Origin of the sequence: Virgibacillus halotolerans, assembly GCF_016908515.1 — a bacterium.
Taxonomy (GTDB): Bacteria; Bacillota; Bacilli; order Bacillales; family Amphibacillaceae; genus Virgibacillus_M; species Virgibacillus_M halotolerans.
In genome coordinates, this window is sequence record NZ_JAFBEA010000001.1 from 430,657 (window position 1) to 442,920 (window position 12,264).

The 12,264-nt window shown below is 36.5% G+C and carries 15 protein-coding genes; all 15 read right to left on the minus strand.

Annotation, left to right across the window (positions count from 1 at the left end; all coding sequences use genetic code 11):
* Positions 1–55: 55 nt before the first annotated feature.
* On the minus strand, positions 56–511 hold the full coding sequence (locus tag JOC34_RS02215; protein ID WP_205135069.1) for an Ig-like domain-containing protein: 456 nt from the start codon (positions 509–511) through the stop codon (positions 56–58).
* A 97-nt stretch (positions 512–608) separates the two neighbouring features.
* Positions 609–1,361 (minus strand): hypothetical protein, encoded by a 753-nt coding sequence (locus JOC34_RS02220; protein WP_205135070.1) that lies wholly within the window; start codon positions 1,359–1,361, stop codon positions 609–611.
* Entirely contained in the window at positions 1,361–2,104 is a 744-nt protein-coding gene (locus tag JOC34_RS02225) for a hypothetical protein (RefSeq protein ID WP_205135071.1), read from the minus strand. Before JOC34_RS02225 ends, JOC34_RS02220 begins: the two co-directional genes overlap by 1 nt.
* Positions 2,098–2,589: a hypothetical protein gene (locus JOC34_RS02230; protein WP_205135072.1), complete on the minus strand. Its 492-nt coding sequence runs from the start codon at positions 2,587–2,589 to the stop codon at positions 2,098–2,100. The genes JOC34_RS02225 and JOC34_RS02230 overlap by 7 nt, the downstream gene beginning before the upstream one ends.
* Positions 2,590–2,898, minus strand: a complete 309-nt coding sequence (locus JOC34_RS02235) for a hypothetical protein (RefSeq protein WP_205135073.1) — start codon at positions 2,896–2,898, stop codon at positions 2,590–2,592.
* A 19-nt stretch (positions 2,899–2,917) separates the two neighbouring features.
* Entirely contained in the window at positions 2,918–3,568 is a 651-nt protein-coding gene (locus JOC34_RS02240; RefSeq protein WP_205135074.1) for a hypothetical protein, read from the minus strand.
* Positions 3,561–3,953 carry a hypothetical protein gene (locus tag JOC34_RS02245; RefSeq protein WP_205135075.1) on the minus strand — a complete coding sequence of 131 codons (393 nt, stop codon included), beginning with the start codon at positions 3,951–3,953 and terminating at the stop codon, positions 3,561–3,563. The genes JOC34_RS02240 and JOC34_RS02245 overlap by 8 nt, the downstream gene beginning before the upstream one ends.
* A 13-nt stretch (positions 3,954–3,966) precedes the next feature.
* On the minus strand, positions 3,967–4,431 hold the full coding sequence (locus tag JOC34_RS02250) for a hypothetical protein (RefSeq protein WP_205135076.1): 465 nt from the start codon (positions 4,429–4,431) through the stop codon (positions 3,967–3,969).
* Positions 4,432–4,512: 81 nt separating this feature from the next.
* Positions 4,513–5,289 carry an HNH endonuclease gene (locus JOC34_RS02255; RefSeq protein ID WP_205135077.1) on the minus strand — a complete coding sequence of 259 codons (777 nt, stop codon included), beginning with the start codon at positions 5,287–5,289 and terminating at the stop codon, positions 4,513–4,515.
* A 4-nt stretch (positions 5,290–5,293) separates the two neighbouring features.
* Positions 5,294–6,379, minus strand: a complete 1,086-nt coding sequence (locus tag JOC34_RS02260; RefSeq protein WP_205135078.1) for a hypothetical protein — start codon at positions 6,377–6,379, stop codon at positions 5,294–5,296.
* 54 nt (positions 6,380–6,433) lie between these two features.
* Positions 6,434–6,877: a hypothetical protein gene (locus tag JOC34_RS02265; protein WP_205135079.1), complete on the minus strand. Its 444-nt coding sequence runs from the start codon at positions 6,875–6,877 to the stop codon at positions 6,434–6,436.
* A gap of 51 nt (positions 6,878–6,928) precedes the next feature.
* Positions 6,929–8,077, minus strand: a complete 1,149-nt coding sequence (locus tag JOC34_RS02270; RefSeq protein ID WP_205135080.1) for a hypothetical protein — start codon at positions 8,075–8,077, stop codon at positions 6,929–6,931.
* Positions 8,078–8,106: 29 nt separating this feature from the next.
* Positions 8,107–9,624, minus strand: a complete 1,518-nt coding sequence (locus tag JOC34_RS02275; protein WP_205135081.1) for a hypothetical protein — start codon at positions 9,622–9,624, stop codon at positions 8,107–8,109.
* Positions 9,625–9,635: 11 nt separating this feature from the next.
* A complete protein-coding gene (locus tag JOC34_RS02280; protein WP_205135082.1) occupies positions 9,636–11,357 on the minus strand; it encodes a hypothetical protein in 1,722 nt (573 codons plus the stop codon).
* Positions 11,357–12,244, minus strand: a complete 888-nt coding sequence (locus tag JOC34_RS02285) for a hypothetical protein (RefSeq protein WP_205135083.1) — start codon at positions 12,242–12,244, stop codon at positions 11,357–11,359. The genes JOC34_RS02280 and JOC34_RS02285 overlap by 1 nt, the downstream gene beginning before the upstream one ends.
* Positions 12,245–12,264: the final 20 nt, after the last annotated feature.

Genomic DNA, 12,264 nt, shown 5'->3' on the forward strand with positions numbered 1-12,264 from the left:
GGTTTAATCCTCGACCCTATATATTATATTGTTACTTTATTTTACTTTTAAAATACTATTCTTCCGGTTCCGGCTCAGGTTCTGGTTCTACTACAGTAACCTCACAGGTATCTCTCTTAGACGAATCTGCAGTACTTGATACAGTAATTTCCGCAATTCCTTCTGCGACAGCCTCAATGTTACCGTCACTGACCGTAACCACTGAACCGTCACTTGATTCCCATTTGACACCTTTTTGAGCAGTGGAGGGGGAGACGGTAGCATTTAACGACTCAGTATCTCCAATATTTAAATCTAGCTGATTCTTATCCACTTTAACCTCAACTACATCGCTGTAGTTTGTCTCAACAGAAATAGCTTCAGACAAATCAGACTCACCAACATTGTTCACTGAACTTACTTGGTATTTATATGTAGTGTTAGGCGTTAATCCCTTGTCTAAATAAGACTTTTTAGGCAATCCAGTGGCAATCTTTTTTCCATCTCTATATACATTATAAGTTGTTGACATTAATTTCATCCTTTCGGAATGCCCTAATCCCTGCTAATTCCAAGATAGATCAGCACTCGTATCGCTCTTAGAATCAGCCTTAAGATTTACGGGCTGCTTAGGGTGTATCCTGTCCTTCTGGAGTACTTTCAAAGATATAGCTAATATAAGTAGAGTGTCCAGCACTATCCTTGAAGGCTGCCATATCAAATACTAACTCTAACTCAGTAGGCTCAGTACCTTCCATTGTAAAAGTAAAGTCTGCTTGAGGACGTGCTTTATGTACAGTTACGTTGACAGGATAGTCCAATCCATCCTCCTGAGAACGAGCAATTCCTTTTCCGTGAAGCTCAACTTCTTGAGGGAATTTGTCAGTACGTACTTTAATCTCCTTAGCGCCTTTAGGGGCTGCATATTGATAGATGGCAAATACTTCCTTACCGTCGGAACCTTCAACTGTGCCATCTTTATCGGTAAATTCGGCATCCACTTCATCACCAAAGTCTCTTAAACCTTCGATCTCGAATACTGAAACTTTACCAATAGGCTCTTTGGTTAAAGTAATCTTACCGTCATTAACCTTCAATCGATCTGTCTGAAGAATCTCGGCAGTAGTTTCGTTGATAAGTTCATCACCAGCAATATGAGCTAGTAAGCTCAAATCAACCAATGGGATAGTTACGTTAAGAACAGATTCTTTCTCTCCGTCAAACTCCATGAGTTTAGCCATTCCACGACCACCCTTGATTGGTGTTCGTTCAGCAGTTACCTCATTCGTACTTGCCAATGCGTAGTCAATAAATGATACTGGTTTCTTTGTTGCATAGTTTAAAATAGTTAAGTCTAAGACTTCTTTAATACCATATTGCATTAATTTTTCCTCCTTAAAGTATCTAGGTCAACTGGAGTTGCCCAGTGTTTCATTTTTTTAATATCTTTTTCTTCCATATGGGGGATATGCATATGCGTACTATGGTAATCATCCCAAACCATCAGTCTTATGTAGTTTTCATATAACTGGTAAATGGTTAAATCCCATACATTTAAAAGATTTATATTATTGCTATGTGTAGATACAATTGAAGCTAAATCGTGTAGGGCAAGACCCTTGTCTTCACCTTTATCTTTCCTTAGCTTATCTTTCATTTTTGCAATTCTGTCAGCATACTCTTGAGCCTTGCTGTTTGCTGGCTTGTATCCACCTTCAGATTCTGAGTCATCACCTAGATAATTTTGAATCCGAATCACTTCTCTAATTTCCTCAAACTGCTCTGGCGTTATATACGTCTGAACACCATCTTTATAAATAAAGAATCCGTCTTCATCTATACTGACATCCTCTTTAAACATGACTCCCATAGCATTAAGGAGTACATCTCTAATATTGTGATCATTTATTGCCAGCGCATGGATTATGTGATAAACATAAACTCCAGATAGATCCTGACCTTCCTCAACGAGACTATCTTTTTCTACAAGAAAGATAGAAACCATACTAGAATGCTCTTTTTCGCCAATATCCAAAACTTCTCTTAACGTTAAAGGCCATACCTTAATTCCTCCGACATCAATTGGATACCCAGCCATCATTCTCATTTTGTAGTTTTCTACCACTGAAAATCACCGTATTCAAAAGTTGTAGTGTATCCAAAGTACCCTTCAGGAGCACCTAGATTATCACCATAAACAAATCTAACAGTTCCAATATTTTGGAAATAATAGTTAGACATCTTAGTCCCGATATGATCTGTAATCCAAGCCAATCTCATGTCTACATCATTAAATTCACGATGCACAAATACGTCTATGTTGAATGACTGTATAGAACTAGCATAATTACCTTTAAGGGCGTTTCTTGGACTTTGATAAAAAAGAATTCTGCATATAGGATCATCATCCAACAGTCCATCAGCAGTGGGTGAGAATCTGATTCTATCTTCGATTATGTCCCATTTTTCATTCATATCCAGAACATCATCTTTAGTGGGAGAGAGGGGGTTATCACTCATGCTTTCAGGCTTATAATAAAGAAGTCTTAGCAATTCTTCGTCCGTAGAGAAGGATTTATAAACTTCCTGCAACAATGCCCTCATCTTCATTTAGATTACCTCCCTGATTTCCTTCACTAGATTACATGACTCCATTACATGGTTTTTGATGTTCTTGTGAGCACCATCCATAAATAACATTCGATTATACAAATGTTCCAGTTTAAGTAGCAGCACATAGCATTGATAGTTATCATGAACTTCAGGTATGACTTTATCTAATCTGTAGATTTCGTCTTTTATTTTTCCGACATGTTTATATCCTTCTAAATCGCTATTCTCGAACAAATACAATATTTTAAATATCTGATTCGTGTAATAGTCGAATAGATTATCTATAGTTTCCTTTTTATGTTCCACTTCCGATCATTCCAAACTCTTATGTAGTAGTTTTCCTAACAAATAACTCAACAACACCTTTACCTTTAAATACATTAGCTTTATTTATGTTGTAAACTTGATAAGGGGCATCAAAAACATCAATTTTAGTCTCCAGCGTAATAAGGTGAGATTTGTCAAAAGGTATTTTTATGGACAATGTCCCTTCAGGCATATTGACAACTTTATCTCTGCTATACATTGACTCTGCGCTCGATTCAACCACACATGATATTTCATGATTTTTATCATCGTGCCACCCATACTCAGGACGACCCAATTCATCGAAATCTTTGATGTATCGCTCGCCTTTTTCAACTACTGTAAATGTCTCATTGCATACCGCCATAATAGATTTCTCATATATCCTATTAAATGTAGGCATATCTAAGACAAGCCAATTCAGATCGTCAAATAGCACAATATCGCCTTGATTAATATTTCCTTTAGAGAATAGAATCGTCTTATTTATGCTTTTATGAGTTGTTTGTATAATAATTCTCTTATCAACACTATTGACTTGAACATTGTATGACTCAGGCGACTGATCTAATAGGTCTCCAAATGCATCATAGGCTTCTTCAAATGAATCCAATTCAAATCCACTCAAATACTTGTTATTAGATGTCATAAGATACCAGTCTTCACTCATAGTAAGAACCGTCCTTTAATTTGCCCATCATTTCATCAGCCTCATCAAACGCATCATGATAAGCTTTCGCAATTATGCGTTTACTGTCCGCCATTGAGGTTAATTTGATATCCTTACCAACGATATTGTTTATCTTCATAACTCTATCTTTTTCTCTGCCAAGATAGTGCTTATACATCAATAATCCCAATACAGTTATTTCAGGACGAATTAGATCCCTGTCAAACTCGCCGACCGAATCATTATAATCCAATGAATCCAACTCTAATTCAAAGTCTCCAATTGCTTTCAATAAGAACATATCTTCTAACTCAGAATGCAACACAGTAGTTGACATAAATTCTGTATGAAAACTGTCTACTACTAGCTTCTTTGGTGTGGCCATTTACACCACGTCCTTAATCATATTTAAATCCAGTGTAATCCTCTAAAAACTTAATCTTAGAGTACTCATTCAATTTTTGTCTCTGAGATTCCTCAATCATGAACATCTTTTCAGCTCTAGTAACTACTTCCTCTGTGACATGTTTCTCAAATGTCTTCTGAGTTTTGTACTCTAACAGCTTTTTAACCTTATCCGCTGTCAGTACATTCTGCACATCCTTAGATCCATCGGTCTCAAAGCCCAATTCAACTCTAGCTTCTTTATCTTCAACATAAATCCTAGCGTGAGATCCGATACCATCCGTACCAACAAACATAATATTATTATCATTAACTTGAGCCATGACTTCACCAAATAAAACTCTACGAATGCCCTCAGATGGAAGTCTTACAGATCCATTTGATTCGATGTTTCCAAAATATAAGTCCCATCCACATAGATTGCGTACTGGAACTTTCTTTTCTGCACTTATTGTCATTCAATATTTCCTCCTTTTAATCCTAAAAGTAAGAGCAGGGAAGGGGAGACCAACTCTACTCTTATTCAATATATATTCTATCTAAACCTCTACCTGATACCTCATATCCCAAGATACCCCTTGGATAAAATATAGAAAATCTTCTTTGACAACATTTTGCTTGCCAAACTGAAAGTGATATAGACTATGACATGATTCGCATAGTGTTATGCCATTATCTATATTCACTCTATTTTCAATATCCCAACTGTATCCATTCAGATGATGTGCCTCTAAAGATTCACCCAATTGACCGCAGTGTTGACACGTATATCCATCTCTCACAAATACAGAATTTCTCCATTCGTGATACTCTCTATACTTTCTGTCAGCCAAACGTTCTTCATCGGTCTTATCGTGCTTCCAATTCGGATGGTTCTCGCCGTTTCTTTCTGGTCTTTTAACGCCTTTTAGCTTATTGGATATCTTCCTTTTCCCACACTCTTTACACCTTTTGCCTTCTTTGAATTTTCCGAAAGATATTTTCGAAACATTTCCACATTCACATATGTAGTCAAGTTTTTCTCTATTGTTTTTATAAGTAGGTGATAGAAGGGTGCACCCATTGTCTTCGAAATACTGCTTAACGTCTTCGTATTTTCTTCTGTATCTTGCGGACATTCTGCTTCCCATACACCCTCTACACCCTTTTGCAGTTCTAACATCTCTTAGAGTCTTTCTTGTCTTTCTGCCACATATACAAATTGCATCCATAGGCGTATCAACATTAATATACTCGTCCTCTAAGAGCGTAAAACCATTGCTGAGAAAAACTTCTTTTACATACTCAATATCGTACCTTGTGTTTCTTTGACTCATTTATTTAGGCTTGTGGAGCATCAAAGTTAGTATCAGAAATGATACCAATAGCGTCGGGTTGCGCTATTCCGCTTCCGATTTCGAGGTCAAAACGTGTAACTTCTTCACCATTCTCTACATGGAATCCAGTCGCAGAAGTAAGATCTCCACGTTGAACAACCTGTAGAGGCGAAATCATTCCAGAATTCTTAGGAATAACATACATTAATCCTTCAGGAAGAAGTGTAGTATAGTTATCACCAGCAGAATTTAAAGTAGTACGGTCATATTGGTTAGGCAACTCTTGAACAGGAGCGCCACCATACATTCCCAAGAATCCAGCTTGACGAATTTCTTCTAGTGCTGCATCAGAGAAGTTCTTAGGAGCATTTTGTCCAAAACCATTGAATCCATTAACTTGAGAGACAACTGAGTAGTCACCAACAATAGATGGTCGACCATTACGACGAACCTTTGTTAAAACATCATCAACACTTTCCTTCAGAATTCCGTCAGTTTCAGCAAAGTATTTTACACCAGTATGATTTTTTACTTCATTGTACAGTGTAGTCAATACATAGTTCATTGCCTTGTTATGCATATCAGTTTTAACCTGCTCGATACCTTCGGATACTTTGTTAAGATTTCCAGACAAAAGTTCACGATAGTTAATAGCAAAACCACCAGAAATGGTTTGAGTTGCCATTGGAGATTCTTCCCATTGAACAGTAGAAAGCGGCACGTCACCTTGACTAGCTTGGAAGCCAGAACGAGTAGTGTGCTTGTATTTAGTCAACATAACTTGATCAGCATAGCCAACCTTTGTAAATTTGCCCATAAAATCAAACAGATCAATACGAGTTTGCAGCGGGGATTCTAAAGCGATACGTACATACGAGTTGATCTCAGCTTTAGCAAGACCATCACCAGCATCAGCCTTGCTCGATAAATCAGCGATATGCTTCATTACTGTATCAACGTTCTTGCCATATTTAGTTGTATCTTCACCTTTAATGATAGCAGAGAAAATTTCTACTGCCTTTGAGTTTTTGTTTATTTTAGTGTTAAAGTTCGCATCTCGACGAACGTTATTTAATTCAATTCCGTACATGTTCTATTACCTCCGAGTTTAATATTTTAGTTTATGTATTATAATATTACTTAATTATGCTTTAACAATAGCCTCTACGCCATTAGGTGTTTTAGCAGTTACTTCCAGTTGAATTGCATGATCGTCATCTTCTCCAGCTTTTACCCATTTACCTGTTCCAGCTTCAACTACTAATTTGTCGCCTACGGCAGATTGGCCGGACAGGGCAGCGGTACCTACTTCAACAGGAAGTTCTTTTGCATCATGAAGTAAGAATGCACGAACGAATTCACCTTTTTCTACTTTAAAGTCAGCTGAGTTACGAATCTCCGGCTTATCAATGATGTTAAATACTACAAATAATTCAGTACCCTTTGCGCCTTCTGTGTCAGGTAGGTTGGCTTCCTTTGCTACTTCATCCAAAGTTACAGCTAATCCATTTACCAAATCCTCCTGTGCCTTACAACGCGGGTTGTTACGAACGTGATTATAAGCACTAATTGTTACAAAGTTAAACATGTTTATATTCCTCCTATAAATTTTAATTTATTTTTTATTTTACAAGTTATTTTATAGCAACTCGTCAATAGATGATTCTGTATCTTCCTCAAGTATGTCACCAAAAATATAACTATTTTGTTCAGACTTTTTATCTTTATCGTCTTTATCTCTTTTCTTCTTATCTTCGTCTTCAGTAGCTTGTTTTTTCTTACGATCTTCCACAATCTTCTTGGCAATATCTGAGTTGATTTCATTTACAATTTCAGATACTTTTTCAGCAGAAGGGGACTTAGAGAAAGTTTCAATTTTATCCTTAGAAACAGATTTCTCCTCATCTGTGTAAGCGGAAAGTTTTTCATTCAGTTCTGCAGCTAACTTCTCGCCTTCAGCCTTCTGTTTGAATTCACGAAGCTCATTTACCTCACCCTGAATTCCTTCTAATTCTTTCTTTTTATCATTCAACTCTTGGATAACAGTATTAAGCTCATTGGTTTTTTTCTCTAACTTTCCACCTAGCTCATTTAACTCAGTATCCTTTGTACCTGCTTGAACTTTTAGCTTATTGATCTCAGTATCTTTACCATCAATTTTGCTATTTAATTCTGCAATTAACTCTTTTGACATTTTCTTGTCCTCCTTAAATTTATTTATCTCTAACAGTACGGCACTATCGTCTGCGGGAGTTTCTGATAATATTGCATGACCTGAATACTGATACTCCATAGGTACTCTGCCAGCCTCTTTCCATCCATCTTCATAAATGATGTTTTTGTGAGGGTGAGAAGCGCATATCTCAACTGAGCTTTTAACCTGCTCGAATTCATTAACTTCTTTAATCCACTTTATAAAATTAGGAAATCTCTGGTTGTAAAGATGACCGTATCCAACCAATACAGTTTTCATTTCTTTATTTATTTCAACATTTTCAATCTTGGCGTCATTCATAGTCCCTACGACAACAGAATTCTGAAAGTAAACTTCTCCATCGTCATCAACATAGACATCGCCATGACCTAAAGGCATGTCAAAATCATCATCCACAAACTCTGCAACGATAGGTGAGCCGCTAATTGTACTTATCTGTTTTTCTACATACTCTCTTTTCCAACTAATTCCATTTTTGTTATATTCATCAGGAGAGCTATATATTTCATGCATCACAATTCTGATAGGAGTTATTCCAGTTCTTTTGTTATTCTCAGCCACTTCTATATACATTTTTCTCACCACCTTTAAAGCTGCCGAGTTTATTCAACTGGATTGCTCCCATTATTTTTATTTTTCATTGTATTTTCATTATCGCTATCATCATTAATCGGTTTCTGATCAACTCCGTCTTTATTAGTTTGGGTGAATGCAGTCTGATTCGGAGGATACTTTTCAGTAAACCCTTCTTCTTTTTCATAATCCAATAACGACAAATAAGCATCTGAAGACATGCCAGTGCTAGATATCCAAGCGATTAGAGACCCACCACCATGTGTATATAACTCTTTCATATTACGGATCATATCTTTACGGTTAACGTGTGTGATAGGCATGTAATAGACTTCTATGTATGTTTTACTATCATTTATAATGTTGGCATTAATAACTTTATTAAATTCCTCTTGAATCTGTTCTTGCCAGCTAAATAATTCAGATGAAACCAATTCTAAATTGGACTTCTGACCAGATAAACTTCCACCTTGACCGTTTAGCGCACTACCAGCAAATCCTAAACTGGTAGATATCCTATTGATTAACTCGTCCTCACCTTTGACTTTTAACATTTCAATGTTTGTAGTTAATTTATCCAACTTCGTACCAGATGCGATTGAGAAGAAATTTACTCCTTTGGTAGCACCTTTTGTGAATAAAGCTGATTTAATATTGTCATGCTGACGCTTTTGTTGTTTTGTAGTCAAAGAAGACTGACCACTTTTTTCACCTTCTGGAAAAGTTTGATATATAACCGTACTATTTACGTCATCTAATACTTTTCTTTTAGTGTCAACAAAATACTCGTCGTATAACATGTCAACATACCCAGCCATACCTAATGGGCGACCCCATCTTTCATCCATTTTAGATCGTATCTTTACAGTAATGGTTCTATCATTGTCCAATATTGCCCACTTTTTATTAAAATCAGCTTTATACGCTTTATACGCTCGTCTGATTTCTGTGGGATATCTTAACAACTTTTTAGATCTTCCTTTTCCAGTAAATTGATCAAAATATTCGCAGTTAAAAGCTACTATGTAAGATGAATTTCTAGTTCCTACAATCCGACAATAGTCAGTAGGGAGGGGGATTGCACTACAAACCACTTCAGAATTTAACTCTATAGAATCTATATCCTGATCACTCATATGTTTAGGAAAAGGTTTATTTTCCTCAGTTTCAAAATAGTAAAATGATATACCTTCTAACGCCACCTTGAAAAATATATCCCTAGCAATCCTTTTATCTTTCATTTTTAATAAAGTGTCATTAAACTTTTCTCTATTATCTTTAAATCTGTTATGATTTTTGTTTTTACCATGCACAATTTTATCCAAAGTAGGGAGGGCTACCATATAATCTATAGTATTTGTGTATATGCCATTTGAGTTATATAGTATTCTTGACGCATTCCTCAGTTCTTTATTGAATTGCATTGGTCTTTTTAGCCAAGTCTTTACACTATCAATGTTAATGCCAGTAAATCTTCCACCTACAATAATAGATTCAGTCGTTAGATCCATATTTAATTCATAATTATTTTGCTCACTTTCAGCCATTCATTCACCTCCTAATTGAAGAAAAAACCGAATTCGTATTCTTCACCGCTGTGTGATTCATCTTCAAAGTTCTTGATAAACCATAACCCATAAGCGACAGCGGAATATCTGTCTTTATCAATCTTCCTAACAACTTGCTCAACAGTGTACTTTCCACTGTTTAACTCTTTTAATTTTAAGTTAGCAATCTCCTCAATCAATATGTCTGTCTGCATAAAAGGGGCAATCCTCTTCAGATCATCATCATCATTTATGTCATAATTAGCATTATCAACTTTTTCTAATAGCAGTAGCTTCTGAGCTTCCACCATGTCGATAAAGTTTATTATTATGTCGCTATTGATACCTTGAGAATGAAGGTCGTAGACTATCTTTTCAGCATCACTGCTTTCTGGAACCCTATCTGTGTTGATTGTGCTCCAACATCCAAGACTATCTCCTGTTTTCGGATCAAATGTTTCCTTAAGAACCTCATCAATGATAGCTGTTCCCAATCCATTCCCATCAATTACTACTTTTGAAGCATTGAATACTTTCTTTATTTTTTTCAATTCAATAGCCTGTGACTCAAAGTTCAATCCGTTCGGCAGGTTGATAATATTTACAAGTCTTATATGTTTTATTCTTCCGTTTTTTGTCCTATCAAGCTTAAGAACTGCTATGGAAGACTGGTTATTTGATGTGTCGTCACTTCTAGCAACGTCCATAGCCAATATATATTCACTTCGCCCATCTGTTTTGTATTCCGGCTTTGTCATTACCCTTAAATCCATGACCTTTTTAATATCTACAAGAGCAGAAGAACTTGCACCGACCCAACGACTTTCATAGTTTAAAGCAAAGAAAGTGGGGGAGAGCTTCTCCTTTTTACTTAATATTTGAGATTTCGTTTCACCCCTACCGAAAGAATGAGCCAATTGCCAATCCGATCCAATCAGAAATACGCCCTTTAGGTTAATCATGTCTTTATAGAGAGCTATGTTTCTATCGTATTCGGATGTGCCTCTGAACCAGCTGGTCGTGAAGAAATTAATTTGTCCATTCATCTCTTCAGGGTTTACAGCTGAATTTTTCCCAATAGTTCTTCTTGGTATATTTACAATCGGCTCTAGAACATCCTGAAAAAGATCATTGTTTATTTGAGCAGCTTCTTCGACGTTTAATCTTTTTCTTCTTGCTCCCTTTGTTGATTGCTGGTTTGCCAAAACATCTATTCTTCCGCCAGATGTGAAGACAACTTCCACGCTATCCTTGGAGGATCTATACGTTTGAACTTCTTCTTTAAGGAGAGGGAAGTGCTTCATTATTTCCCTATGTTTCTCATCAACCAGTTTAGCTGCGTTCTCTCTAGTTTGAGCTGTCATGGATATATCAATATCAGGAAAGAATATTGCAGCATGATACATTCCTAGTATTTCGAGGTATGTCTTGCCATAACCACGCGGAAATACGCCATATGTAGAGAGAAATCTCGACATAGCTCTAAGGAATACACGCTGGTCTAAGTCAAGTCTAATTCCACCAACTTCAGGTGTTATTAAGTCGAAAAATAAATCTGGATAAAACCTACCCCAGACAACAAAATCTTTATACTTATGAATGTTTTTTGTAAAATTATCATCCTCAGTTTCACTTCTGCCTTTAACATGTCCGACAAACTGAGGCTCGTTCCTATTGTGTCTATTCCTGGTGTGTTTGGCGCTTTTAGATTGGAAGTTGCCGTGAGATGCCATTAATCTCCTTCCTCCTCTATAATTCCGTATTCGTCCTCGTATTCAGATTTTCTTTCCTCATAAAATTCATACACATCTTTGTAGTCAATTAAAGACTTCCCTTCTAGGTCTCTGGCGTAATTAATGTAACTCCAAATAGTGAAATCAACCTTATCCTTTGGCCTTGACTTGAATTGAGGTAGTATTGATATGATATCCTCGACTTGCTCAGTGGCTCTGACTATCTGACCAACAGTATCTAATCCATCCGTCAGATCAGCTTGAGATAATTGAGAGGGATTTATTTTAGCGTCTGTAGCTGCCTTGGAAGCAAGTGTGCCCCATTCCTTGGCATCTTTAACATCGCCTTTCGCGGTTGAAAGCTCTTCCTTTACCCGATATCTGATGTAAGTAAATAGAGCCTCCGTATGCATGGATGTTTTTTCTGGATAGTTGTTTTTAAGTACTGCATATTTTCTTTCGAACAGTGTATACTCTTCCGGTGTATATCCAGATCCCCATCTATTCTCCATAACATCTAAATCCACATAGTTGTCATTTTCTTTAGTTTTCTCTAGAATAATACTGTCTCCGAAATCGCTGTTATCCCATGATAATCCTCTATACTGAGGAAGTGAGTTGATTTGTCTAAAGTAATTACCAGATACGTCACAGTCGTCCCACAATGACTGAATAAAAGGTTTATTCATTGCATGTAGTATCATTAAGACTATTTCATATCCATTTTCCCCATTGGACAGATTGCCGACGCAAGTTACACACATATGGAACCTTCCATCAGGATAAAGTGGAGAGTTATCACATTTATAAAACCTTTGCAGAGTCAAAACTTTCTTACACTCCACACATTCTTTTTTTGGCTGTATTTTATTTTTTTTAGTTGTCAATCCTTACATAACCTCCTTCA